The sequence below is a fragment of the Wenyingzhuangia aestuarii genome (assembly GCF_011927765.1).
GTDB classification, from domain to species: domain Bacteria; phylum Bacteroidota; class Bacteroidia; order Flavobacteriales; family Flavobacteriaceae; genus Wenyingzhuangia; species Wenyingzhuangia aestuarii.
The window spans coordinates 116,263-142,025 of record NZ_JAATJG010000006.1 but is presented as its reverse complement, the minus strand read 5'-3'; the positions used below and the strand labels follow the sequence as shown (position 1 = coordinate 142,025).

20 protein-coding genes and 1 tRNA gene are annotated in these 25,763 nt (G+C 32.8%); 7 read left to right on the top strand and 14 right to left on the bottom strand.

Annotated elements, in window-relative coordinates:
• Positions 1–32 precede the first annotated feature (32 nt).
• Together GGR97_RS07620 and GGR97_RS07615 are read right to left on the bottom strand one after the other, a co-directional pair.
• Positions 33–1,088, bottom strand: coding sequence for an endonuclease/exonuclease/phosphatase family protein (locus GGR97_RS07620; protein WP_167897926.1), 1,056 nt, complete (start codon positions 1,086–1,088; stop codon positions 33–35).
• 31 nt (positions 1,089–1,119) lie between these two features.
• Complete coding sequence (locus tag GGR97_RS07615) at positions 1,120–2,355, bottom strand: DEAD/DEAH box helicase (RefSeq protein ID WP_167897925.1); 1,236 nt, start codon at positions 2,353–2,355, stop codon at positions 1,120–1,122.
• A gap of 125 nt (positions 2,356–2,480) precedes the next feature.
• Between GGR97_RS07615 and GGR97_RS07610 the strand changes: the two genes are divergently transcribed.
• A complete protein-coding gene (locus tag GGR97_RS07610; RefSeq protein WP_167897924.1) occupies positions 2,481–3,572 on the top strand; it encodes an AbiH family protein in 1,092 nt (363 codons plus the stop codon).
• 57 nt (positions 3,573–3,629) lie between these two features.
• On the opposite strand, the gene GGR97_RS07605 is transcribed toward GGR97_RS07610, so the two are convergent.
• The 6 genes from GGR97_RS07605 to GGR97_RS07580 form a co-directional block, all read right to left on the bottom strand.
• Complete coding sequence (locus tag GGR97_RS07605) at positions 3,630–4,682, bottom strand: sugar phosphate isomerase/epimerase family protein (RefSeq protein ID WP_167897923.1); 1,053 nt, start codon at positions 4,680–4,682, stop codon at positions 3,630–3,632.
• 19 nt (positions 4,683–4,701) lie between these two features.
• On the bottom strand, positions 4,702–6,957 hold the full coding sequence (locus tag GGR97_RS07600; protein WP_167897922.1) for a DUF7133 domain-containing protein: 2,256 nt from the start codon (positions 6,955–6,957) through the stop codon (positions 4,702–4,704).
• A gap of 16 nt (positions 6,958–6,973) precedes the next feature.
• Positions 6,974–8,116, bottom strand: coding sequence for a Gfo/Idh/MocA family protein (locus GGR97_RS07595; protein ID WP_167897921.1), 1,143 nt, complete (start codon positions 8,114–8,116; stop codon positions 6,974–6,976).
• A gap of 2 nt (positions 8,117–8,118) precedes the next feature.
• The gene (locus GGR97_RS07590; RefSeq protein WP_167897920.1) at positions 8,119–9,282 is read right to left on the bottom strand and encodes an MFS transporter; all 1,164 of its coding nucleotides are present in this window, start codon (positions 9,280–9,282) and stop codon (positions 8,119–8,121) included.
• A 158-nt stretch (positions 9,283–9,440) separates the two neighbouring features.
• A complete protein-coding gene (locus GGR97_RS07585; protein WP_245229475.1) occupies positions 9,441–10,469 on the bottom strand; it encodes a helix-turn-helix transcriptional regulator in 1,029 nt (342 codons plus the stop codon).
• Positions 10,470–10,478: 9 nt separating this feature from the next.
• Positions 10,479–10,859, bottom strand: a complete 381-nt coding sequence (locus GGR97_RS07580; protein WP_167897919.1) for a transmembrane 220 family protein — start codon at positions 10,857–10,859, stop codon at positions 10,479–10,481.
• A 135-nt stretch (positions 10,860–10,994) separates the two neighbouring features.
• Here GGR97_RS07580 and GGR97_RS07575 point away from each other — a divergent pair, with 135 nt between their 5' ends.
• Complete coding sequence (locus tag GGR97_RS07575; protein WP_167897918.1) at positions 10,995–13,811, top strand: TonB-dependent receptor; 2,817 nt, start codon at positions 10,995–10,997, stop codon at positions 13,809–13,811.
• A gap of 70 nt (positions 13,812–13,881) precedes the next feature.
• Here the strand turns inward: GGR97_RS07575 and GGR97_RS07570 are convergent, their stop codons facing one another.
• Positions 13,882–14,619 carry a DsbA family protein gene (locus GGR97_RS07570; RefSeq protein WP_167897917.1) on the bottom strand — a complete coding sequence of 246 codons (738 nt, stop codon included), beginning with the start codon at positions 14,617–14,619 and terminating at the stop codon, positions 13,882–13,884.
• 1,393 nt (positions 14,620–16,012) lie between these two features.
• Here GGR97_RS07570 and GGR97_RS07565 point away from each other — a divergent pair.
• Positions 16,013–17,560: an SDR family NAD(P)-dependent oxidoreductase gene (locus tag GGR97_RS07565; RefSeq protein WP_167897916.1), complete on the top strand. Its 1,548-nt coding sequence runs from the start codon at positions 16,013–16,015 to the stop codon at positions 17,558–17,560.
• A gap of 26 nt (positions 17,561–17,586) precedes the next feature.
• On the opposite strand, the gene GGR97_RS07560 is transcribed toward GGR97_RS07565, so the two are convergent.
• A complete protein-coding gene (locus GGR97_RS07560) occupies positions 17,587–17,991 on the bottom strand; it encodes a group III truncated hemoglobin (RefSeq protein ID WP_167897915.1) in 405 nt (134 codons plus the stop codon).
• Positions 17,992–18,038: 47 nt separating this feature from the next.
• Positions 18,039–18,983 carry a calcium/sodium antiporter gene (locus GGR97_RS07555; RefSeq protein ID WP_167897914.1) on the bottom strand — a complete coding sequence of 315 codons (945 nt, stop codon included), beginning with the start codon at positions 18,981–18,983 and terminating at the stop codon, positions 18,039–18,041.
• A 249-nt stretch (positions 18,984–19,232) separates the two neighbouring features.
• On the opposite strand from GGR97_RS07555, the gene GGR97_RS07550 reads away from it, so the two are divergent.
• A tRNA-Arg gene (locus tag GGR97_RS07550) sits at positions 19,233–19,306 on the top strand.
• Positions 19,307–19,502: 196 nt separating this feature from the next.
• On the opposite strand, the gene GGR97_RS07545 is transcribed toward GGR97_RS07550, so the two are convergent.
• Entirely contained in the window at positions 19,503–21,608 is a 2,106-nt protein-coding gene (locus GGR97_RS07545; RefSeq protein ID WP_209272338.1) for a bifunctional aldolase/short-chain dehydrogenase, read from the bottom strand.
• A gap of 206 nt (positions 21,609–21,814) precedes the next feature.
• On the opposite strand from GGR97_RS07545, the gene GGR97_RS07540 reads away from it, so the two are divergent.
• The 3 genes from GGR97_RS07540 to uxuA all read left to right on the top strand — a co-directional run bounded on the left by GGR97_RS07540 (position 21,815) and on the right by uxuA (position 25,139).
• Positions 21,815–22,858, top strand: coding sequence for a GntR family transcriptional regulator (locus GGR97_RS07540; protein ID WP_167897913.1), 1,044 nt, complete (start codon positions 21,815–21,817; stop codon positions 22,856–22,858).
• Between the two features lie 242 nt (positions 22,859–23,100).
• Positions 23,101–23,913, top strand: a complete 813-nt coding sequence (locus GGR97_RS07535) for an SDR family oxidoreductase (RefSeq protein WP_167897912.1) — start codon at positions 23,101–23,103, stop codon at positions 23,911–23,913.
• Between the two features lie 41 nt (positions 23,914–23,954).
• On the top strand, positions 23,955–25,139 hold the full coding sequence (gene uxuA, locus GGR97_RS07530; protein ID WP_167897911.1) for a mannonate dehydratase: 1,185 nt from the start codon (positions 23,955–23,957) through the stop codon (positions 25,137–25,139).
• 62 nt (positions 25,140–25,201) lie between these two features.
• On the opposite strand, the gene GGR97_RS07525 is transcribed toward uxuA, so the two are convergent.
• The gene (locus GGR97_RS07525) at positions 25,202–25,474 is read right to left on the bottom strand and encodes a hypothetical protein (RefSeq protein WP_167897910.1); all 273 of its coding nucleotides are present in this window, start codon (positions 25,472–25,474) and stop codon (positions 25,202–25,204) included.
• 4 nt (positions 25,475–25,478) lie between these two features.
• Positions 25,479–25,754 (bottom strand): ATP-dependent Clp protease adaptor ClpS, encoded by a 276-nt coding sequence (locus GGR97_RS07520; RefSeq protein ID WP_167897909.1) that lies wholly within the window; start codon positions 25,752–25,754, stop codon positions 25,479–25,481.
• Positions 25,755–25,763 lie beyond the last annotated feature (9 nt).

Genomic DNA, 25,763 nt, shown 5'->3' with positions numbered 1-25,763 from the left:
TGATAACGGAAAAATAGAAAAGTTAGTAATTCCTATCTTTGAAATGAAATTTCATCTTTTCCTTTCTGAATCAATTCATCTACATGTTCTTTGGTTTCTAAAGAAATTTTAGACGATGTTGTCGTTTTAGGATTAGACTTTAAAGAACATTCTATATATAGTGGAAAATGATCTGAATCTATAGATGCTAGTGTTGTTAAGGTGTGAGTTTTAAAGTGAGCAGTGTGAAATAATAGATCTATAGGAACTCTAAACAACGGATATTTTACAGGAAAAGTAGCAATAAATCCTTTTCCTTTTCGGGCATCTTTAAGACCAGAAACTTTGGTGAATATTTTAGTAATTCTAGACCAAGCTACACTGTTAAAATCTCCTGTAATAAGCACTGGTAATGTTTCTTGTTTTATTCTTTTAGCTAAAGCAGCAAGTTCTCCATCTTTTTCTTTGGAGTTAGGTTCTTCTGTGGGCGATGCTGGTGGAGGATGCACTCCATAAAACACAAAAAGAGTTCCGTTTTTATCTTTTAAATGAACCTCTATAGAGGGAATATCATCAGCAACAAAATAATGGGTTTCTATTTTTTCTACCTCTAAATCTGTATAGAAATGCATTCCATAAGTATTTTCTAAGGCTATTTTATGCTGATAAGGATAGTCTGTATCTAAAATAGTTAAAGCATCTTCCCATTTCTGATTACTTTCTAAGGTTAAAAGAATATTGGGTTTTTGTGCACGGACAAGGTTAATTAATTTATCATAATTCTGATTGTATTGATAAACGTTTGCCGATATAATTGAAATAGTATTGTTTTGTTGGGTTTCTTTTTTGGGAGAAGAAAAATTAATATAAGGGGCTAAAATAATTAACTGATGCAACAAAGAAACACCTAAAAGTAGTTGAATACAAGAAACAAGATACCAAGGTGTTGTATGTATGTAAAAACCTAAGCCCAAAATAGGCACCAATAAAATAGCTATTTGGATTCTAGCAAAACTGGCAATTCTAAAGATCCAGTATTGATGTTTTACCAAAGGTAAAAATGTACATAGCATTAAAATAAAAGATAAGGTGTAATACAGAATATGCATAGTGTTTTCTTTTAATTCTAACGTGTAACTATTAATACCAACGTTTCTTTTTGGCTTTTGAGCCTACAGATTTACGTCCTTTTTTGTATTTACTTCCTTGTTTTTTATGTACTTCTGGTTTGGCAGCAGGATCTAAAGGATAAGGATGATTTTCTTCTATAGGAATTAATTTTCCTAACAATTGCTGAATTTCTTTTACATATGTTTTTTCATCTGCAGAACAGAAAGACAAAGCTCTACCTTCTTTACCCGCTCTACCTGTACGACCAATTCTGTGTACATAAGCTTCTGGAATGTTTGGCAAATCAAAGTTGATCACAATGTCTAAATCTGGAATGTCAATACCACGAGCAGCCACATCGGTGGCAATTAAAATATTTACATCGTTGTTTTTAAACTTGTTTAGGGCTTTGGTTCTAGCTACCTGAGTTTTATCACCGTGAATGGTGTCTACTTTGTATTTGTTCTTTAGTAAAGTTTCTTCTAGTTTGTCTACACCAAATTTAGTACGTCTAAAAATAATCATGTTTCCACGTAAATCGTTACGTAATAAATGCAAACACAATTCTATTTTTTGAGGTTTTGGCACCATATACAGTTCCTGACTAATCGTTTTTGCTGCTGATGACAGAACAGATACGGATACCTTTTCAGGTTCTGTTAACAATTCGTTTGCCAAAGCATCAATTTTAGGAGGCATGGTTGCAGAAAACAATAAAGTTTGTTTTTTAGGAGGACACAAACGTGCTATTTTTTTAACATCATCAATAAATCCCATATCCAACATCATGTCTGCTTCATCTAACACCAATGTTTGTATGTAATCTAAATTTAAAATGTCTCTCTTGTGTAAATCTAGCAAACGACCTGGAGTAGCAATTAAAATATCAACTCCTTTTTTTAGCAACTCTATTTGAGGCTCTATAGAAATTCCTCCATAAACAGAAGCGGTTCTAAGGTTGGTATAAGTACTATACATTTTAAAGTTCTCCTCTATTTGAATGGTTAATTCGCGAGTTGGAGTTACAATTAAAGCTTTAATTTGTTTTTCTCCTTTTTTAGCATCGGCAAGATTGAATAATCTTTCTAAAATAGGTAAGGCAAAAGCAGCCGTTTTTCCTGTTCCTGTTTGTGCACAACCTATTACGTCTATTCCATCTAAAACCAAAGGAATGGTTTTTTCTTGAATAGGAGTAGGAGTAGAGTAGTTTTGTTCAGAAACTGCTTTTAAAATTTTAGCGTTAAGCTGTAGGTCTTTAAATGTCATATATAGATGTTACTAGTGCTGCAAAGATACGCAAAGTTGTGAGGAATGTGTGCATAAGTATTTATATATGATGATGTGTAAAAACAGAACATCTATTATCTTTAGGTATTGACAAAATTGCATAAATGAAAAACATATTTATTATAGGGAACGGATTTGATTTAGCTCACGGATATAATACAGATTATACATCTTTTGTAGAATGGTTGATTGAAAGTAGTAGTAAATTGATAACAGTTGTTAATATTAGAGATGCTAAAGGAAAAATTCTTTGGATGAATAGTTCTGTAGAGGTTACTGCTAAAGGAAATAATACTTCTTATCAAATGACTAAAAATAAGGTGCTTTTAAAATATGATATTTTTGTTGAAAATAAATTTTTAAAAGAAATTATATCTCAAACGAATATTAATAAATGGTGTGATATAGAAGTATTGTACTTTGAATTGCTAAATAAAACGCTAGACCCTACGCTTAGAGAAAGTCCAATAAAATTGAATACAGAATTAACTCAAGTTAAAAAAGAGTTAGAAACATATTTAGGTCTCTTTAATAAAGAAGATAATGCCATTTCCGAATTCTCTTCTTTCTTTGAAAGAGTAGGGAAGGATAGAGATAATTTAATACTCAACTTTAATTATACCAATACGTTTGAACGTTTGTATAAAGATAAAATAGAGCATGTAGAGGTCTTAAATTTCCATGGACAATTAAGTTGTACAGTGAATCCTATTATTTTCGGTTATGCACCTACAGAAGAGGAAACCAAACTTTTAATTGATAGAAATAATAATGAATTTTTGAAAAACATCAAACGATATTATTATAAGCAAACCAATTGTGAGAATAAGTTGTTTGAGTTTATGGAGGCTTTAAGAGGAAGAAGTGATTTAGTAAATAAAATTAATGTATTTGTAATAGGTCATTCTTGTGGAGTATCGGATAGAAAAATATTAAATGAAGTGTTTACAAACAAAAATGTGGTAAATATAAATATTATGTACTATAAAGATTATCAAGGTTATTTTGATACGTTGGTAAATATAGATAGGGTCATAGGAAAAGAAAGTCATTATGGAGTAATAAGGAATTACAAACTATCGTTAAAATGTCCTCAAGTTAATGAAGAAGGTGATTATATTTTTAATGATTATCTTTCATTATTAGTTGATGATATAATAAAGACCAAGAGTGATAAAGAACATAATTTTAGATAAAAAAGGAGCAGTAATTTCTTACTGCTCCTTTTACATACTCTCTCTTTTTCTTAAAACTTAAATGCCTAATATTTTTCTAAGAGCAGCAGGATCTTCTGCACCTCCAGCAAAATCATCAAAGCCTTTTTCGGTAGCATCTATTAAATGCTGGCTTATAAATGGAGCTCCTTCTTTAGCACCTTGTTCAGGAGATTTTAAACAACATTCCCATTCCATTACTGCCCATACATTACAGTTGTATTGAGTAAGTTTAGAAAAAATGCTTTTAAAATCTACTTGTCCATCACCTAAAGATCTAAATCTACCGGCACGGTCTTTCCAATCTTGATAACCTCCATACACTCCTGTTTTTCCAGAAGCATTAAATTCAGCATCTTTTACATGGAACATTTTAATGTATTCGTGGTAATAATCTATGTATTTTAAATAATCTAATTGTTGCAAAACAAAGTGACTAGGATCGTACAAAATATTTACTCTTTGGTGGTTGTTTGTTGCTTTTAAAAAGCGTTCAAAAGTAACACCATCATGTAAATCTTCTCCGGGGTGAATTTCATAACAAACATCTACACCATTTTCATCAAAAGTATTTAAAATAGGCATCCATCTGTCTGCTAGTTCTTTAAATCCCATTTCTACCAATCCTTTTGGAGCTTGTGGCCAAGGATACATAGTGTGCCACATGAGCGAACCTGAAAAAGTTGCATGAGCGGTTATTCCTAAGTTTTTACTAGCAATGGCAGCCTTTTTTAATTGGTCTACCGCCCAAGCAGTTCTAGCTTTAGGATTGTTTTTATAGGCATCGGGAGCAAAATTATCGAACATACTATCGTATGCAGGATTTACGGCAACTAATTGTCCTTGTAAATGCGTAGATAATTCTGTGATTTCTAGTCCGTAAGAAGCTACTTTACCTTTTAATTCATCACAATAAGTTTGACTACTAGCGGCTAAATCTAAATCTATCAAACCTGTTTCCCATGTAGGGATTTGTATTCCTTTATAGCCGAGTTTAGATACCCAACCACACATACCGTCTAAGGTGTTGTATGGAGCTTCTGTACCAGCAAACTGAGCTAAAAATATAGCGGGTCCTTTTATAATATTCATACGTTTTTTTTGGGTTAGCTTATTTTTTAGATTTTTTTAACTCTTTTAGGGTCCAATAATCTGTTCTATCTTTATTTCTTTCTCTTACTTTGGAAATACGCCATTTTTGTACAGCTTCTTCATTATTCATAGCTCTTACGTAGCTTAATACATTTGCAATCCATGCATCGTCATTACTTTTTAAAGACATCATAACTCCGTAATCTTTCCCATCAACTTCACCAATTAGACCATGTAATAAAATTTTGGCCAATTGATCAATATCTCCTTTTACTCTAGGACTTCCCAACAAAGGTGGTGCTACACGTGAACCATCTTCATTTTCTGCACCTTTTAAATCAGGACCGTGACAAGTAGTACATAGTTGATTGTATATGTCGTATCCTCTTAAAATATTAGCTATATGATTGTTGGTTCTATCTTTAATACGTTCTTTTAAAGCTACTAGTCGTTCATCATCTTTTTTCAAACTTTCTGTTGCAGAATGAGAGATTACTTTGTTATCTGTGTTTTTTCTTTGAATTTGTTTTAACAAGCTAGTTGCTTTTTTAGAATCGCTAAAGCGTAAACTTAGAGCTACTTGATTGACAACTTCTATGGAAGAATCTGTAGCTAATGTTTCGTAAGCTTCAAAAAAAGTATCGTCATTTTCTTTTAAGAAATTTTCAGAAATTCTAATAGCTGTTAAACGAACGCGTTCATCTTTGTCGGTGAATTTTTCTTTAAGTAATGCTTTGTCAATCGCTTCTAGTCCTTCTAAAGTCCATAGCGCATGAATTCTTTCTAATCCGTAATCTTTGTTGGCTCCAAACCAACGACTCCATAAACTTTCGTTATCTAAAGCAATTTCTTTTAATTTAGGAATAACTTTTTTGTCTTGTCTTAAAATAATTAGTTTTTGAGCAGTATTTCTATACCATCCGTTTCTGTGACCTAAATAATCTACCAATTCTAACGAGGTTTTATCTAATAATTTAGGTTGTTTGTCTGGCTCAATTTCTTCGTGTACAATTCTATAAATTCTACCTCTACCAATATTTTTATCTAATTTTTTACGTTTTATTACAGGTCTAATTTTACTTCCTTTACGAGTCCAATTGCTTTCTTGAATAATTCCTCTGTACATATCTACTACGTATAAAGCTCCGTCAGGACCTGTTTCGGACCATACAGGTCTAAAATTTAAATCTGTTGAAGCTAAAAATTCTGTTTGATAATAGGCGTTTGATAATACTTTTAACCCATCTACATTTTTAACTTTGGCTCTTCTAATAAACCTTCCTACAGGTTCTGGTATAAATAAATCTCCATACATATTGGCTGGTAATGTATGGCCTCTGTAAATTGTTTGGCCTGCAACTCCTGTAAAATGATTTAAGGTTCCATCTTTTTTTAATCTAAAAGGACCTCCTTGTACGTCAGGTGTTCCTACAATTGGCCACGTTTCCATAAAGCCTGGTTCTAATCTTTCTTTGGGACTATAATCTCCATAAATAGGAGGTTGTTGAAATCCATAAGCAGGGTTTTCTCCTCCAGCAGTTGAATAGAATAAATTTCCTAAGTCATCTTGTGTTAATCCCCATTGACCGCTAGGCATGTTGGCTACAGTGTCTGCTATAACCCTGTCTTTTGTGAATTTAAAACGCAATGGATTGTAGGTCGTATATACCCAGTTGTCTAAACTCCAAAGTAATCCACTTTGCTGGTGTTCTAAATTACCTCCTCTACGTCTAGGATTGTAATATACTCTTTCTTTTTTATCAGCTACACCATCATGGTTGGTGTCTGTGTATTTCCATAAATCGTAAGAATAAGTTTCGTTTACAATTAATTCTCCGTTGTCTAAAGGCAGAATCATACGAGGTAATAGCAAACTATCTATAAAAACAGTGCTTTTGTCCATTTTACCATCACCATCAGTATCTATTAATTGTTTAATTTTACTAATAGATCTATTGGTTCCAGAGCCATCAACATCTTGCATATAGGTGTTCATTTCTGCCACATACATTTTACCGTTTCCGTCCCAAGCAATGGTTACAGGTTCATCTATCATAGGTTCGCTAGCAACCAATTCTATTTTATAACCTTTAGGAAGGTAGAATTTTTTTAAACTTTCTTCTGGTGACGAAACTGCAGAAGAGGCTTCTTTTACAATTTCGGGTTTTACATATTTGGTGTCAAAATATTGTTTGTTTCTGTCTTTACAGCTAATTGCTAGTACAGAGGTAGCAAGAAGTAATAAAGGAATTTTATAGTTGATAGTTTGTTTCATGATTGTTTTTATAAGCTTATATTTTTGTCCAGATAGAGTTGTTTTTATCACTTTCTACGGCTGCATAAATAAATTTCATTCCTCTAAGCCCATCTTTGGCTGTTGGATAATCGGGTTGATCTATGGTTTCTCCTTTTAATTTGGCAATTAGGTGGGTTGCAAAGTTTTTGTACACAGTAGCAAAAGCTTCTAAATATCCTTCGGGATGTCCTGCCGGAATTCTAGATATTTGAGCAGATGGATATAGTTTATTTCCGTTAGGAGTGTATATTTTTAAAGGTTCATCTAACCAACGAGTTACCAATTCATTTGGGTTTTCTTGATGCCATTCTATACTTCCTTTGGTTCCATACACTTTAATGGCTAAATTATTTTCTTCACCCAAAGCTATTTGAGAGATAGACATAGTTCCTTTGGCTCCGTTTTCTAATCGTAGTAATAAATTTCCATCATCATCTAAAACTCTTCCTTTTCCAAAACGACCTAAATCCGCAGCAATTTCTGTGATTTTTAACCCAGTAATATACTCAACCAAGTTTTCGGCATGTGTACCAATATCTCCTAAAGCACCACCAATTCCAGATTTACTAGGATCTACACGCCAAGCCGCTTGTTTTTGTCCTGTAGTTTCTAAATCTGTAGATAACCAGCCTTGTAGGTACTGTACTTGCACTTTTCTAATGGTTCCTAAATCTCCATGATCCACCAAAGCTTTTGCTTGTTTTACCATGGGATTTGCAGGATAATTATGGGTTAAGGCAAATAGTTTTCCTGATTTTTCAATAATGGCTTCTAATTCAATAGCTTCTTCTAGTGTTAAAGTCATAGGTTTGTCGCAAACCACATGAAATCCGTTTTCCAAAGCCATTTTAGCAGGAGGAAAGTGCATGTGGTTAGGAGTTACAATGGCTACAAAATCCATACGTTCTTCTTTGGGAAGTTCTTTTTCCTTTAGAATCATTTCTTCATAACTTCCATAACATCTGTTTTCTGCTAAAAACAAATCTTTTCCAGATTGTATTGATTTTTCTGCAGTGCTGCTAAAAGCCCCACAAACCAATTCAATCATTCCATCAATAGAGGAAGCTTTTCTGTGTACGTCTCCAATAAAGGATCCGGTTCCTCCACCAATCATTCCCATTCTTAATTTTCTATTCATGCTTATGCTTTATTTCTTTTTTTCATATAAATATTTAATCCTATAAAGGCTACAATTAAAATTGCAGGTAAAATAGACATGGTTCTTAGAGCTTCTGTAGCATTGGCATTGTCCATTAGTTTTCCCATAATAGGTAGTACTAAAGATACAGAAAACATTCCTGCACCTCCCATAATAGACAAGCCTAAAGCTCCTGTTTCTGGTAAATATTCAGCAACAAAACCTAACATGGTTGGCCAAAAGAAGGTAACACCAACAGCAAATACAGCTGCAGCTACAAAGGTCATTCCACCACTTGTAATGGTTAATAACCAAAGACCTGCTAAGGTAAATATGGCAGAATACAACAACATTCCAGCAGGTTTTAATTTGTGTACTACTTGTCCTGCAGACAGTCTACCCAATGCCATAATTCCATTAATAAAGGCCAAAACTAAAAGTGGAGAAGCCACAGATGTTTTTAATAAAGATTCAATTCTTTGTGTAGTACCTAGTTCTGATGCAGCGGTTAAAAACATACATAGCACCATAAATATAAAAAGTGGTTGGGTAACACTCCCCATCATTTGTTTGTTACTAATTCCTAGCTTTACACGTTCTGTAACAGGAAATTCTTGTCCAAAAAATAGGATTCCATACATCACTAAAGGAATAAATAAAGTAGCTACCATAATTTGCCAATCTAAGCCAAGAACATCCATAATAAACCAACCTGCAATAGACCCAATTACAATTCCACCAGGAAACCATACGTGAAACCTGTTTAACATTTTTGTTTTTTGATCAGAATACATAGAAGCTATTAAAGGGTTTAAGGCAGCTTCTACCAAACCATTTCCAATTCCAATAAATAGTGTAGCTAGAAATAATGAAGTCATAGAACTTGCAAAAAGAGTCCACACAATTCCAATGGCATGCGTTGCAAATGCCATCCATGTAATTTTTTTAATTCCTAACAAATCAACTAAAGGTCCTCCAAAAATCATGGCCAATGTAAATCCAAAAAAAGCAGGAGTAAAGGCATATCCAATTTGTTCCAAAGTAAGACCTATACCTTCAGGTCCAAACACCGTTTCTAGTCTTGCTCTAATAGCAAAGGTCATTGCTGTAGTAATTAATGCCAAGGCACTTGCTAAAAACAACCTACTTTTGTTAATGTTTTCCATTACGCGTAATTATTAAATTAGTAGTTAAAAATCAGAGGATTTTCTATAGAACAACGGTTAAATTTGTTATTCTTTTATAAAAAATGGTTTCTGATTGATAAATATATATAATTACAAGGGGATGTTTGTATATAATCTTTCACTGAAAAAAAATATACTTATGCTTCAGAGTTTAAACGATATTCGTTTGGAGTACAGTTTTCGTGTTTTTTAAAAACGGTAGCAAAATATTGACTTGTTGTAAATCCACACATGTAAGCAATTTCGCTTACAGATAAATTCATGTTTTGTAACAATAACTCCTTAGATTTTTCTATGCGTTTGTAAGCTAAATATTGCATAGGGGTTAAGTTGGTAATTTGTTTGCAATGATGGGTGAATCTAGTCAATCCAACACCGGCTGAATCTGCCATAGATTGAATGGTCCAATTCTCAGAAATATTATTGTCTAATTCTTTTAGAAAAAACTTAACACTTCTAGAACTGTCTGTTAAAGCCTCATTTAAAACAATTTTTTCTTCGCGCAAACTATCTAAAAGAAGTAATAAAAGTTGATTGATTAAAACTCTTATTTTAGAAGCATTGTTGTTATGAACATCTTCATGAATAGCTTTACCAATTTGCTGAAAACAGTCTTTATAATGATGATTGGTTTTGATAATAGATTTTTCATTATGCCTAAGCATAGTGGTTAATTTTTCTAAATCCTGTGGAGTTATGTTAATCCAATCTGGCCAAATCCAAGGTTGATGGGGTCTTCTAACTCCTAAATCTATAATAATCCAATAAAACTTACCAATTCCAATATTTGGATTTCCAACTTTATGAGCTTCCCAAGGTCTGGTAATGGTTAAGTGGTTAGGTTCTAAAATTACTTCTTTATTTTCTTGGGCATAGGGCATAGAACCCGATTCTAAAAAATGAAATTCAATACCTTCATTTCTATGCCAATCTAAGCCCCAATCTTGTGGAGTGTTGGCATCCCAATAACCAATACTGTTTAAGCCAATGGTGTTTTCGTCCAATCGCTCTCCAGGATAGGAGTGTCTAGCTAAAGATTTAAGTTTTACTTTTTTTCGTTGATAGGCATCTGTTAATGGCAAACAAGTATCTGCATGATATACAATACCCTCTGCAGCTTGAAAAGGTTCTATGTGTTGTATGTCTTTCATAACAGTTGTTTTCATTCAATAGAATTATTTTTTGTTTGTGGTTGCAGTAAACAGTAAACCTGCAATTCCCATAGCCAATCCAATAAATTCTCTAGAGCCTTCAAGATACGGTTTTTCGTAAACCATTTTACCAAAAATTTCATCCTTTTGACTTGTTTCTAACCAATCTAAAAGGTAGCTAAAGTGAGTACTTGCATAAAGAACTAAAAGAAAGGTATACCCTAAAATTAATTTGTTACTAATATGTATAAAATTCACCAACAAGCAAATAAGACTAATTATTAGATATATAGTAAACCAAATAAGAGGATCGGGGTCGTTTAATTGCAATACAGCAAATGCAATAAAAATTAAAAACAGGAAACTGTTGATAAAAGTATTTTTCTTAGAAGTCTTTAATTTCATTTCTATTGATTGTTTCGATAGTTTTGTTTATTATTTTTCAATGGTGAATAATAAACAGATTCATTGTGTATTATTGATATTTTTATCCATTCAATTTAATAATTAGCAAATATATAACTCAATATTTAAATATTTATGAATAAAACTATAATTAATAGAACCCCGTTATTGTTATTGTTTTTAATAGTCAATTCTGCTTTTTCTCAAAGTATCATCAAAGGAAAAGTGATGGATAAAAATAACCAACCCATAGCCTCGGCAATTGTAGAGGTAAAGGGTTTGAATACAAGTGTTTTAACTAGTGATGATGGAGCTTATCTACTTGAAAATGTAGAACATCAAACCTATTCAGTTTCTGTTTCTTCTTTAGGATATCAATCTCAAACCAAACAAATTAAAATTCTTAAGAATCTAAATGTTTTAAATTTTAGATTGATGGAAACCTACGAGAATTTAAACACCGTGGTGGTAACAGGTACGTTTGATTCTAGAAAACAAATAGAATCTTCAACATCGGTAAGTGTATTAAATAACAATCAACTTTCTAAATTGCTGCCTAGAGGTACAGCAGATTTGTTACGAAATGTGCCAGGAACTTTTACCGATGCTTCGGCAGGTGAAGTATTTACCAAAGTATATTCTAGAGGAGTATCTGCTTCTGCAGAAGACGATTTAGGTTGGTATTACACTTCTTTACAAGAAGATGGATTGCCAGTAAGTTTAATGCAACACTCTTATTTTAGTCCTGATTTATTTTATAGAAATGATATTTCTACAGAAAGAGTAGAAGCAATTAGAGGAGGATCTGCAGCTATTACAGCAATGAATGCTCCAGGAGGTATTTACAATTTTATCTCTCTAAACAAAACGGAATCTTTTGGCGGTCAAGCACAAGTAACGAGTGGAGTACAGGGTGATCATAATGCTTACAACAAAGTAGAATTAGCATTAAATGGAGATTTAGGAAACAATTGGTTTTACAATATTGGAGGTCATTTTAGGCAAGATGACGGTGCTAGAAATGTTGACTTTACTTTTAGTAAAGGAGGTCAAGTAAAAATGAATGTAATTAATAAGAATGATAGAGGTTATTTTAAGTTCTATGCTAAATATTTAAATGATAAAACCAATAGATGGAATGGAGTTACAGCTAAAAACTGGGACAATCCTACAGCGGTTTACGGACAAGATTTTAATACAACCTCGCAATTATTGCCTTCTTTTAATGCAAGTATTCCGGATGGTAGCAATGCTACAGGAACAAATTATAATTCGTTCAATCCATCGCAAGGAGTGTTGGCTAAAGATATTGTAGGAGGTTTTGACTTTTCTCAAAACATAGGGGATGATTGGACCGTAAAAAACAACATTAAACTTTCTCATAAAAGTGCCAATTGGCAAACCGCTATTAGCAATGCCTTTGTAAGCATAAACAATCCTTTGGCTTATTTTATTACGGGTGCTGGTTTTCCTGTAGGAAAAGTAGTTTTTAAAGATGCCAAAACAGGAAATCAATTAGCTCAGGTTGATAATAGCGCAATCTTAGCAGGAGGGAACAGTACTTATATTAGTGGTAGTTTACCTAACGATGCTATTTTGGGTACTGCAGGATGGTATAAAGACACCAAAGCTACGGAAGTAATGGATAAATTTGTGGTCAATAAAAAATGGGAAAACCATAATTTTAATACGGGATTAGATTTTGGATATGCTAACACCAATCACTACACCCAAAGTAGTTTTGTGTTTGCTACTTACGAGAACAACCCTAGAAATATGGTAGTGACTTTAGAAAATCCAGGGAGTCCTGTAGTAGCTTTATCCGATGAAAATGGAATGAGTAATTATGGAGGTTTGTTTTTTGAAAAAGCCAATGCAACTTTATTACAAACAGCATGGTTTGTAAACGATTTATGGGAGATTAATGAGCAGTTTCAGTTAGATGCAGGACTTAGGTTTGAAAACATATATCACAAAGGAGATAAATTTAGATCGGAACCTTTTTCACAAACTGGAGGGTTTGATGGTAACACACAAACGGATTATGACAATGGTTTGTCAAGACCTAATGGAACTGTAGATGCATTTGACTTTAACTACAATTATCTGTCTTATTCTGTAGGATTAAATTACAAAATAAAGAGCAATTTAGTATTGTTTGGTCGTTACTCTAAAGGAAACAAAGCCCCAGAGTTTGATTATTATTTTAACAATTTTACCAATGTGCCAATTCCTAAAAAAGGAGAGGTTCAAAATATTCACCAATACGAATTGGGAGTAAAATATAGCAAAGAGAATTTCTATATTTCTGCCACTAACTTTATTAGTGTTTTAAGCAATATAGGAACAACTAATTTTGAGTTTGATGACGCTACCAATACTATTTTTTACACTCCTACACAGTACAACAATTCTCGTACCTTAGGAATGGAGGTAGAAAGTATGTATCAACCTTTTGATTTTTTAAGATTTAATTTAAATGGAGTGCTTCAGAAAGCAAGATCTAAAGATTGGACCGTATATGATGCTGCTGGAACCGTAGATGATTCTGATGATAGTATTGTAAGTTTTAACAATCAAAAATTACCGTTCAATCCTAACTTGATGTTTAACTTTAAAACCACCTATTTAAGAGAACGTTTTTATGCTTTTTTTGATACACAGTATATGGGAAAAAGATATGGAAACATAGCGAATGGTTTTGTATTACCAAGCTATGTTACTTTTGATGCAGGTGCAGGATACAGTTTTACTAAAAATTTAGAGTTGAGTGTAAACGTAACCAACTTATTTAATTCTGAAGGATTGGCTAATTTCTTTGGTCCAAATAGTTTTGGAGGAAATGCCAACCAAGCAACTCCAGATTATGTAGCAAATAACCCTGATCAAAATTTTATAGTAGTGCCAATTTTACCAAGAGGTATATTTGCCAAAGTGAATTATAAGTTTTAAATTATAATTAGTGTTTGTTAAAAGCTCTTTACTATAATGGTAAAGAGCTTTTTTATGTTTTTAAGTAGTTTTATTGTTGATTTATAAAGTACTCTAAACGTTTTTCTAATTCATTGTAGTTTGTATATCCGTTGCTTAAAACCCCTTTTTTATTTTTGTGTTCAATTAACAGAGTAGGCATACCTCCTAATTGTTTTTCTGCAAAAGAAGCAAAGTCTTTTAAAGCAGCATTTTTAGCAGCTTCTTGAGTAACTAATGTGTTGAATAAAGCAACATCAAAACCAATTTTGGCAACGTAAGGCTCATATTCTTTAAAATTAGTAAGATCAATACCCTCTTTAAATCCTGCAAGTAGAAGTAATTCTGCAAATTCAACGGACTTTTCAGGATGATGCTCTTTAATTACACTAAGAGCAATGGCAGGAGGTAAGGAGTCTAGTAATATATTTCCCTCACCTAATACCTTGTCTAAAAAAGGTTTTCCAAAAAGAACTCCTGTTGTTTGTTCTACACTTTTGTAAGCACCTTGCTTTATGTAGGGAGCTACATCATTAATTTTTCCTACACGTGCTCCTAAAAATAAACCACCACTTACTACTTCAAAATCAATATCTTCTTTATGGGCTTCTTTAAATTCTTTAAAAGCATCGGTAAATCCATAACACCATCCACATAAAGCATCGTAGTAATAAGTAATTTTTAGTTTCTGATGATTTTCTTTTTCTTGAATTTCTATGGCTGTTTGTTCAGATGTGTTTGGTGAACAAACTCCTGTTTCTATGTCACAATTATAATTGGTATTCTCCATGATTTTTATTTTACTACTGAGTCGTTAAAATTAGTAAAGTTTACATCTCAACGCTACTTTGATAGTAACTGAGTACTGCTGTTGGATGACCGTGATTCGAGTAATTTTTGTTGAGCGTAAATACAGAGTGTTCGAGCAGCCTGTACTGAGCTGAGCCGAAGTAGAGTCGAGAACTATAATACTTGTTTAAAGAAGAATGCTTTTACATTGTACTGTCTAAAAACAACAACTAGTTACTAAAATTAAACTTCTACATCTCGACTCTACTTCGATAGTAACTCAGTACAAGCTGCTCGATGACCGTGATTCGAGAACTTGTTGTATTTGTTTAAAGAGGAATATTTTTCATTACACTTAAACTTTACACATCTCGAATCTACTTCAATAGTAACACAGTACAAGTTGCTCAATGCCTGTTTTTAAAATGCACTCTATATAGAGTTCCTAAAAAAGGAATAGAGCTTTTTGTAAAGAGAACCGTTCCTTTTAAGTAAGAGCACAGCACCTTTTGGTAAAGAGAAATGTTGCTTTTCAGGATAAGCAACGTAGCTTTTTAAAATTGCACTAGCAGTTTTTTGGGAAAGTAACTTTTGTAATAGAAAAAGGAAATATGAGACACAATATTTAGGTCTATACACAAGAACGAATTCTAATCATGATGAATAGGAATTCCTTTATTTGTGTTGTCTTCTCAACAGATATATCCACATCTTTGTAAAAGCTAGGGGTACATGGTGTTCGAGCAGCCTGTACTGAGCTGAGCCGAAGTAGAGTCGAGAACTATAATACTTATTTAAATAGAAATGTTTTACTCCAGTAAACTTCTACATCTCGACTTCGCTCGATGACCGTGATTCGAGTAATTTTTGTTGAGCGTAAATGCAGGGTGTTCGAGTAGCCTGTACTGAGCAGAGTAACAGGGTGTTCGAGCGGAGTCGAGAACTAAACATCTTCTTTAAATAAGAATGCTTTTACATTGTACTGTCTAAAAACAACAACTAGTTATTAAAATTAAACTTCTACATCTCGACTCCGCTCGATGACCATGATTCGAGAACTTGTTTAAAGAGGAATTTTTTTCGTTAAACTTAAACCTTTACATCTCGACTCTACTTAGATAGTAACTCAGTACAGGTTGCTCGATGACCGTGATTTGAGTAATTTTTGTTGAGCGTAAATGCAGGCTACTCGAGGACCATAAAGAAGTGCGTATTGGTTAACTTTAGTAGTAATGAATATTTACAATCTATTAGGTTTTACTCCTTAAAAATTTCGTTGTACTAAGATTTTAACTCTTTTTCAATCGCTTTTTTATATAGTATGCGAATCTAAAGCGGTATAGTATAGAAGCTATTTTTATATCGTATATTTGCCCTTGATTTTTAAGAGATATATGTCAGAAGAAGCAAAACAAAACACCGTACAACCTCAAGAGGTAACGCAGTGTATACATACGCTAGAATCTTTATTAAAAGATACCAATCAACTTTTTGAAATGCCCGAGGAGCAACGTGTTGCTTTAATGAAGGTAGCAGGGTTGCTAAGTAGACCTACCAAAGACGAGCAAGATAAACGTAGAAAGAATGCTAAAAAAGCAGCCAAACGTAAGCAACGCGAACGTGAAAAACATGCTCGTAAAGAAACAGGAATACGTTCTGCTAGGGAAGCTGCTGTTTTTGAAGCTCCCAAAATGTTGACTTTTACAGAAGTGAAAAAGGATGACATTCCTGAACTAGAATCTCCTAGAAATTGTTACGTATGTAAAGCATTGTATACCAAATTGCATCATTTTTATGACAGTATGTGTACAGAATGTGGAGACTTTAATTATGCCAAACGTTTTCAGGAAGCAGATTTAACGGGACAGGTGGCTATTATGACAGGGTCTCGTTTAAAAATTGGATATCATATTACGTTAATGATGTTACGATCGGGAGCTACAGTAATTGCAACCACTCGTTTTCCAGCAGATTCAGCTCTTAGGTTTGCTAAAGAACCCGATTTTCAGGAATGGGGACATCGTTTAAAAATTCACGGATTAGATTTAAGACACATTCCAAGTGTTGAAATTTTCTGTAATTATATAGAACAAAAATACGATCGATTAGATATATTAATCAACAATGCTGCGCAAACGGTGCGTAGACCCGCTGGTTTTTACACGCATTTAATGGAGAATGAAGAAAAACCATTGTCTGCTTTGCCTGTAAATGCACAAGAATTGTTAAGTGATCATTACAGCTGTTTAGAAGAATTAAAACAGTTTAGTGGAAGTGTAGTGGCTACTAAAAATAATGCTCCTGTAACTTGGCATGGAGAACAACCTGGAGTTGGGTTAAGAGCTTCGGCTAAATTATCTCAAATTCCTTATAGTTTTGACAATTCTTTAACTACAAGCGAAGTTTTTCCAGAAGGAGAATTAGATGCAGATTTACAACAAGTAGATTTGCGTAAAACCAACAGTTGGAGATTAAAGATTGGGGAGATAGAAACTACCGAAATGGTAGAGGTACAGTTGGTAAACTCTGTAGCTCCTTTTGTATTGATCAACCGTTTGGCTGAATTGATGAAAAAAGAGAATACAGGAAAAAAGCATATTATCAACGTATCTGCCATGGAAGGAAAATTCTATCGCTTTAAAAAAGAAGATAGACATCCACATACCAACATGGCGAAAGCGGCTTTAAATATGTTAACTCATACATCGGCATCTACTTTGGCAAAACACGGTATTTATATGAATGCTGTAGATACAGGTTGGGTTACAGATGAAGATCCTGTTGAATTGTCTAAAAAGAAAGTAGAATTACACGATTTTCAACCTCCTTTAGATATTGTTGATGGTGCTGCTAGAGTTATAGATCCTTTGTTTGATGGTATTAAAACTGGAAAACATTGGTGTGGTAAATTCTTAAAAGATTACCGACCTATAGATTGGTAAGAGATATAAAAAAAGAGTAGCCCTGGCTACTCTTTTTTGTTTTTAGGTTTTTGTCTTCTAATGACCATATTTTGTATTTGAGCAATATTATGAGCTGCCATTTGTGCTCTAGTTGCTAAGTCTCCTTCAAACATACTATGGATTGTTTTTCCCCAAATAGCTAACCATTGATCAAAGTGAACTTGGTTGATTGCATGATCAAAAGCAGCATCGGTTTGTATGTGTTTTTGCGTAGGACTTCCTTTAAATTTTGGAATTCCAAACAAGTTGGTTTCCCAAAAATCTGTTAGTTTGTCTAAATGAACGGGCCATTCTTCATCTTTAATCATGTGATTAAAAATAGGTCCTAATAAATCATCTACTCTTATGTTGTCATAAAAAGTACAAACCAATTTATAAATATCTTCTCTGTTTTGAATATCTCTTTTCATACGGTAAAAATACAATCAATCTTATGGAAAGAATATGAAATTTGTCATTATTTAAAAACGGTAAAGTAAATAAACAAGCTGTAAGTTGTTAAAAGAAGTAATCCTTCTTTAAGTCCAAATTTAAGTTTAGTAGGTATAAAACACAATGGGAATATACTAAAAGAAATTCCCAACATCCAATAGATATCGTTGGTTACTATTTGTAAATCTCCCACTTTAATAGGAGTAATAATAGAGGTAATTCCTAAAACAGCTAAAATATTAAAGATGTTAGAACCAATTAAGTTCCCTAAAGAAATGGCTTTTTCTTTTTTAATAACCGCTATAATAGATGCTGCCAATTCTGGAACACTTGTTCCCATAGAAACAATGGTAACTCCAATAATTCGTTCACTAATTCCTATTTGTTCAGCCAATCCCACAGCTCCTTTTATCAAAAGTTCAGACCCTCCCCAAAGTCCAACACCTCCAAGAACTAAAAAGATTAGAGTTTTGTTTAGGGGGATTATTTCATCATCTAGATCTAAATCATCTAAGTTTTCTAGTTGATTGTTTTTGGAACGCAATAAGTAAACTAAGAAAAGAATTAATAACGATACTAAAATAATTCCTTCAACTCTTGTGATCACATAATCAAAACCTATAAAAGCATAGAGTAGAAGAGAAGCAAGCATCATTACAGGCCAATCTGTGGTATAAAAAGATTTACCAACAGCAATGGATCCAAAACAAACGGTAATCCCTAAAACAAAGGCTATATTAGCTATGTTGGAACCAATTACGTTTCCCAAAGCTAAATCTGGAAAACCATCTAAGGCAGATTTGATACTTACAATTAATTCTGGGGCAGATGTAGCAAAAGAAACCACAGTCATACCAATCACAATTCTAGAAATTTTTAACCTCATAGAAATGTTAACAGATGCTTTTAAAAGCCAGTCTCCACCAAAAATTAAGACCACTAAACCTGCGATTATATAGAATAAATTCATTTTTCTTAAATTTAATGCGAATATAGGCTTAATAATAGGATGATGAAAAAAAGAATTTTTAGAATTTTAGCTAAGATTAATAAAATAATCTTTCCATGTTTGTCGCGTAAAGAATTGGATTTGAGTAAGACAGGTAAGTTTAAAATGTTGCTGATTGGGTGGAGATATTATGTCACAAAAAATTCTCTTTAAAAAAGTGTAAAATATTTTGTGACATTGTAATAAAGCGCTATATTTGCACCCGAAATAGGCTCCGTAGCATAACTGAATAGTGCACTTGATTACGGCTCAAGAGGTTGGAGGTTTGAATCCTCCCGGAGTCACAACAAAAGCTCATAATATTAATTTATTATGAGCTTTTTTTATGCTTAAAATCTAATTATTTTTCTTGTTAATAAAGAAGTTCTAAATGAAAAAAAGAGGAGCTTAATTGGTTAAGTTCCTCTTTTTTAGCTGTTTTTATAAAAAACTCCCCTAATGGATAAACCTTTATAGGAGTTTTAGTAATAAATGAGATGCTTATCTAACAAAAGCATTTGCCATACCACCATCTACATTAATGATGTTTCCTGTAGACTTGTTTAGAATTCCTACAAAAGAGAAAACTCCATTAGCAATATCAGCAGGGGTAATAATTTCGTTTAATAAATTTCTTTTTGCGTAAAAAGCAGGCAATTCTTCAATAGTAATTCCGTTAGCTTTGGCTCTACCTTCAGCCCAAGCACCTTCCCAAATTTTACTACCCACAATAACTCCATCAGGATTTACGGTGTTAACACGTACTTTATCTTTAGCCAATTCAGCTGCTAATAAACGAGCCATGTGTTGTTGAGCAGCCTTAGCGGTACCATAAGCAACATTGTTAGGTCCTGCAACTAAACCATTTTTACTGGCAATAGCAATAAAGTCTCCTCCCAAACCTTGCTTACGAGTAATTGCAGAGAATTGTTTAGCTAAATCAAACTGACCTTTTACGAGAATGCTTTGTAAAATATTCCAATCTTTATCGGTAGTGTCTTCTAAAGCTTTAGAAATAGCCAATCCCGCACTATGTACAATAATATCAACCCCTCCAAACTCTACACAAGCTTTTTTGTAGGCAGAAGCGATAGAATCTGTATGGGTAACATCACAAATCGCATAGGTAGAAACATCTCTTTTATAAGTAGCATTGGCTTCAATTAAACTTTGTTCGTTGATGTCTGTTAGAACAATATTAGCTCCTTCAGCAGCTAATTTATCAGCAATGGCTTTCCCAATTCCACCACCAGCTCCAGTTACCAAAGCAACTTTACGAGATAAAGGTTGTTCTTTTGGCATACGTTGTAGTTTAGCTTCTTCTAACAACCAGTACTCAATATCAAAAGCTTCTTGTCTTGGTAAAGAGGTATACTCAGTAATAGCTTCGGCACCACGCATTACGTTAATAGCATTTACATAAAATTCATTAGCAACACGAGTGGTTTGTTTGTTTTTAGCAAAACTAAACATACCTACTCCAGGATAAATAATAATAACAGGGTTTGCATCACGAATAGCAGGGCTATTGTCTTTTTTACAAGTATTGTAATAAGCTGTATATTCTGCTCTATAAGCTTCAAACGCAGGTTCTAATTTCTTTAAAATAGCTTCGGTATCAGATAAATCTTCGTTTTTGTCTAAGGTTAAAACCAAAGGTTGAATTTTAGTTCTTAAGAAATGATCTGGACAAGAAGTTCCCATAGGAGCTAATCTTTCTAAATCATGACTATTGATAAACTCCATCACCACATCGCTATCCGAAAAGTGACCAATCATTCTGTTTTCAGAAGAACACAAACCTCTTAACAAAGGCATGATTTGAGCTGCTTTTTCTACACGCTCTTCTTTGGCTAAGCTTTCAATTTTTTGTCCTCCAAAAACGCTTCCATTTTCAGCTATTTTTTTCTCAATATATTCAGAAGCCATTTCAATTACTTCTAAACTATTTACATAACATTCGTAAGAAGTATCCCCCCAAGTAAATAATCCGTGAGAACCTAAAACAATTCCTCTAATACCAGGGTTGTCAGCCAAACATTGTTCTAATTGCAATCCTAAATCAAAACCAGGACGTTGCCAAGGCACCCATCCCATAGTGTCTCCCCAAATTTCTTTGGTTACTTGTTCACCGTCTTTAGCAGCAGCAACAGCAATTAAAGCATCAGGGTGTAAGTGATCTATATGAGCAAAAGGTAACAATCCGTGCAAAGGAGTATCAATAGATGGAGCTTTACTGTCTAAATCGTAAATACAGTGGTCAAACAAACCTACCATACGATCTTCATCGTCCATTCCACCATATACATTTTTTAAATCTCTTAATCTTTTAGTGTACAAACCAGCAATACCGGATCTGTTTAACGTTCCAATATCTCCTCCAGAACCTTTTACCCACATTACTTCAACTTCTTCGTTGGTTAAAGGATCTGTTTCAATGGTTTTACAGCTAGTGTTTCCACCACCGTAATTTGTAATTCTTAAGTCCGCACCTAAAATGTTAGATCGGTATAAGAATAATTCTACTTGATTATCCCCAAACGAAGATGCTTTTGCTTCGTCCCATAGGTAGTCAACGTGATTAAATTTTTTTGTCAATGTATTCATAAGAAAATTATAAAATGGTTTTTAACAAAAATAAAGTATCAATTATCTTTAAGTATCCTGTAGTGTTATGTACGTACTAGCTCAATAAATGTCTATGTTTTGTTAGAATCATAAGCTCTATTTTAACTTGCTTTTGATAAATTAAAAGTATATTGCGTTGTTATAATGATTTCACTTAGTTTTTTTAAACTAATTATGTTTAAGAGATGGATATATATAGTTTGATAAAAATTGATGAAGACTCTAGAATACCTAAATACAAACAGATTGTAGATTCTATTGTAGCCAATATAGCTTCGGGTAATTTAAAAGTAAATCAAAAAATTCCATCAATAAATAATTTTAGCGAAGAGTTTTATCTTTCAAGAGATACAGTAGGCAAGGCATATAATATTTTAAAAGAAAGAAAAATTATTACTTCTATAAGGGGTAAGGGGAATTATATTACAAGAACAGAACTAATTTCTAAACTAAATATTTTATTCTTAGTGAATAAAATGAGTTCTTATAAAATGAAAATTTATAAGAAATTTATAGAAACCATGGGACCAAATACACATGTAGATTTACATATCTATTATTGTGATGAGTATCTTTTTTCTAATTTATTGGACAAATATATAGGGGCTTATGATTACTATGTAATTATGCCACATTTTAAAACAGAAGATTTAAAACATATTAGTGCTCCTGATCGTGTTCTAAAGCAGATAAAAGAAATACCAGAAAATAAACTAGTTATTTTAGATAATCTTTTGGATTTAGGAATAAAGTATACATCGGTATATCAAGATTTTGAAAATGATATTTACCATGCTTTAGGGGATGCCTTTTCTGAAATAGAAAAATACAATAAGTTTATTCTGTTCTATCCTCAAACCTCTCAAAGCCCTTATCCTAGAAGGATTTTACATGGTTTTAAAAAGTTTTGTGTAGAAAAGAATCTAGATTTTGAAGTTCTAGACTATATGCTTGAGGATTTAATTATTAAGAAAGGAGATTTATTTTTAACTATTGAAGAAACAGATTTGGTCTCTTTAATTAATAGAATCAGAGCTAAGAAATTAGTTTTAGGTGAAAATGTAGGAGTCATATCTTATAACGATACTCCGTTAAAAGAATTATTAGGGATTTCTGTAGTTTCAACAGATTTTGATGTTTTAGGTAGGAGTGTTGCAGAGTTAATTCTAAATAAACAAGTAGAGAAAATTAAAAACCCCTTCCATTTTATCCAAAGAAAATCATTGTAATTTTCTTTAGGATTGCTCTGGTTATACTAAGTTAAACACTTTTCAAACTTATCAATACTAATTTAGTGTTTATCCTGTTTTCCATTATAGAATTGTAGCTACTTGTTTTCTGTAATTAAATATCAACTATTTTATTTTAAAAAATAGTAATAGTTTTTAAGCTATTATCAACCTAAACTACTATTTTTGTGTACGCACACGAATGTTGTGAAATAAAGTGTAACTATTTAAATATAATATAAATGAATTTATTTGATGTTGAAAATAAAGTAATATTAATCACAGGAGGTGGTGGTGTATTAGGAGGTCAAATGGCAGATTATTTATTAAGCAATGGAGCTGTAGTAGTAATTTTAGATTACAAGCAAGAAATTGTAGATGCTGCAATTACTAGACTTAAAAAAGTAAGCGCTAAAGTAGATGGTTTTGTTTGTAACGTAATGGAAGAAGAAAGCTTACAAGGTATTTCTGACCAAATTATAGCAAAATACGGAAAAATTGAGGTGCTAATTAATGCTGCTGGAGGTAACATGCCTGGAGCTACTATTGGACCAGATCAAACCATATTTGATGTAAATATTGATCACTTTAAAAAAGTAGTAGATTTAAATTTATTTGGAAGTGTTTTACCTTCAATTATATTTGGTAAAGCAATGGCCGATGCTAAAAAAGGAGCTATTATAAATATTTCTTCTATGACTGCACAAAGTGCAATTACTAGAGTTGTTGGGTATTCTGCATCTAAAGCTGCAATTGATAACTTTACTAAATGGATGTCTGTAGAATTGGCTACTAAATTTGGAGAAGGTTTAAGAGTAAATGCAATAGCACCAGGATTTTTTATCGGAAATCAAAACAGAGCTTTGTTAACCAATGAAGATGGTTCTTATACCGATAGAGGAAACACAATTATTGAAAATACACCAATGAAACGTTTTGGTGAAGCAGAGGAATTAAATGGAGCTATTCATTATTTGTGTTCTGATGCCTCAAAATTTGTAACAGGAATTGTTGTTCCTATTGATGGTGGATTTAGTGCATTTAGTGGAGTTTAATAAAGAGCAAGCTGAATAGTAACAATTTAGAATAGAATAAAATGGAGCAAACATGGAGATGGTATGGACCTAAGGATCCTGTACAATTATCAGATATAAAACAAGCAGGAGCAACAGGAATTGTTTCGGCTTTACATCATATTCCAAACGGTCAAGTGTGGACTGTAGAAGAAATCTTAAAAAGAAAAGAAATTATAGAAACTACGGGACTTACTTGGTCTGTAGTAGAAAGTATTCCTGTACACGAAAATATAAAAACACGTTCTGGAGATTTTAAAACTTATATAGAAAACTACAAACAGAGTATTCAAAATTTAGCTAGTTGTGGTATTAATATCGTGTGTTATAATTTTATGCCAGTGTTAGATTGGACACGTACCGATTTAGACTTTGAAGTTGCCGATGGTTCCAAAGCATTGCGTTTTGATGTAATTGCTTTTGCTGCTTTTGAACTGTTTTTATTAAAAAGACCCGGAGCAGAAAAAGACTATACACCAGAGCAACAAAAGAAAGCCAAAGTATATGTTGATGGATTAACAGAGGAACAAAAACAAAAGTTAATTAACAATATTATTGCAGGTTTGCCAGGTGCAGAAGAGGGGTATACCTTAAATCAATTTCAAACTATTTTAGATACTTATAAAGATATTGATGCACAACAGTTGAGAGAGAATTTAGTAGCTTTCTTAAAAGAAATTATTCCAATAGCCTCACAAAATCAAGTGATGATGTGTATTCATCCAGATGATCCTCCATACGCTATTTTAGGATTGCCAAGAGTGGTGAGTACCGAAGAGGATTACGCTTATTTGTTTGAACAAGTACCCAATATAGCTAACGGAATTACTTTTTGTACTGGATCTTTAGGGGTAAGAGATGATAATAATTTAACTCAAATATTTAAACGTTTTGCAGACAGAGTTCACTTTTTACATTTAAGAAGTACACAAAGAGATGCAGAAGGAAACTTTTACGAAGCCAATCATTTAGAAGGTGATGTAGATATGTTTGATGTAATTACTGCTGTTGTACATGAAGAAAAAAGAAGACTAGCAGAAGGTAGAAAAGATGCCCTTATTCCTGTACGTCCAGATCATGGTCACCAAATGTTAGATGATTTACATAAAAAAACAAACCCTGGATATTCTGGTATTGGTCGTTTAAGAGGACTAGCAGAGTTAAGAGGTTTGGAATATGGAATTACCAAAGCTTTAGCGTTAAAATAACTATAGATTATATCGTTAATTCATAAAAAAAGGAACTTAAATTTTTAAGTTCCTTTTTTTTATTAATTGTAATCTAAATATTGTTGAATCACTTTACGATGATCGTTGTTGTCCAATTTAAAATTTTCGATCAACGTATTTATAGCATCTGGCTTTTTAGTTCCTATATCTTGTCTAATAGGATAGCTTGCAAAGTGAACGTGATAGTTGTCTTCTTTTTTTTCTAGAATTATATATAAATCTTCCTTAATCCAAGAGTACGCTATTGTATCAAAAAAAGACGATTCATCTTTTATAAAATCACTAAAACTATAATAGTTTAAAAATTGTTCCATGTGGTTATTGAATTTCTGCAGATAAACCTAGTTCTAATAATTTTGAACAACGGGGTTTTAAATCATCGTAGCTACCTGTTTTAACAGCGCATTTACCTTTGTAATGAATTAGCATGGTGCATTGCTCTGCTTGTACGGGTTCGTGCTCACAAACGTCTATTAGGCTGTCTATAACAAAGTCAAATGTGTTTACATCATCATTGTAAACAATAATTTCGTAGTCCTTTAGTAATTTCTCAAGGACTTCAATACTTTCGGAAGTTTTTTCTATTGTACTCATAATCAATGC

Bases quoted from the DNA above. Each gene is read 5' to 3' on its own strand.
- GGR97_RS07620 (WP_167897926.1), bottom strand. From the start codon at position 1,088: ATGCATATTCTGTATTACACCTTATCTTTTATTTTAATGCTATGTACA.
- GGR97_RS07615 (WP_167897925.1), bottom strand. From the start codon at position 2,355: ATGACATTTAAAGACCTACAGCTTAACGCTAAAATTTTAAAAGCAGTT.
- GGR97_RS07610 (WP_167897924.1), top strand. From the start codon at position 2,481: ATGAAAAACATATTTATTATAGGGAACGGATTTGATTTAGCTCACGGA.
- GGR97_RS07605 (WP_167897923.1), bottom strand. From the start codon at position 4,682: ATGAATATTATAAAAGGACCCGCTATATTTTTAGCTCAGTTTGCTGGT.
- GGR97_RS07600 (WP_167897922.1), bottom strand. From the start codon at position 6,957: ATGAAACAAACTATCAACTATAAAATTCCTTTATTACTTCTTGCTACC.
- GGR97_RS07595 (WP_167897921.1), bottom strand. From the start codon at position 8,116: ATGAATAGAAAATTAAGAATGGGAATGATTGGTGGAGGAACCGGATCC.
- GGR97_RS07590 (WP_167897920.1), bottom strand. From the start codon at position 9,282: ATGGAAAACATTAACAAAAGTAGGTTGTTTTTAGCAAGTGCCTTGGCA.
- GGR97_RS07585 (WP_245229475.1), bottom strand. From the start codon at position 10,469: ATGAAAACAACTGTTATGAAAGACATACAACACATAGAACCTTTTCAA.
- GGR97_RS07580 (WP_167897919.1), bottom strand. From the start codon at position 10,859: ATGAAATTAAAGACTTCTAAGAAAAATACTTTTATCAACAGTTTCCTG.
- GGR97_RS07575 (WP_167897918.1), top strand. From the start codon at position 10,995: ATGAATAAAACTATAATTAATAGAACCCCGTTATTGTTATTGTTTTTA.
- GGR97_RS07570 (WP_167897917.1), bottom strand. From the start codon at position 14,619: ATGGAGAATACCAATTATAATTGTGACATAGAAACAGGAGTTTGTTCA.
- GGR97_RS07565 (WP_167897916.1), top strand. From the start codon at position 16,013: ATGTCAGAAGAAGCAAAACAAAACACCGTACAACCTCAAGAGGTAACG.
- GGR97_RS07560 (WP_167897915.1), bottom strand. From the start codon at position 17,991: ATGAAAAGAGATATTCAAAACAGAGAAGATATTTATAAATTGGTTTGT.
- GGR97_RS07555 (WP_167897914.1), bottom strand. From the start codon at position 18,983: ATGAATTTATTCTATATAATCGCAGGTTTAGTGGTCTTAATTTTTGGT.
- GGR97_RS07545 (WP_209272338.1), bottom strand. From the start codon at position 21,608: ATGAATACATTGACAAAAAAATTTAATCACGTTGACTACCTATGGGAC.
- GGR97_RS07540 (WP_167897913.1), top strand. From the start codon at position 21,815: ATGGATATATATAGTTTGATAAAAATTGATGAAGACTCTAGAATACCT.
- GGR97_RS07535 (WP_167897912.1), top strand. From the start codon at position 23,101: ATGAATTTATTTGATGTTGAAAATAAAGTAATATTAATCACAGGAGGT.
- uxuA (WP_167897911.1), top strand. From the start codon at position 23,955: ATGGAGCAAACATGGAGATGGTATGGACCTAAGGATCCTGTACAATTA.
- GGR97_RS07525 (WP_167897910.1), bottom strand. From the start codon at position 25,474: ATGGAACAATTTTTAAACTATTATAGTTTTAGTGATTTTATAAAAGAT.
- GGR97_RS07520 (WP_167897909.1), bottom strand. From the start codon at position 25,754: ATGAGTACAATAGAAAAAACTTCCGAAAGTATTGAAGTCCTTGAGAAA.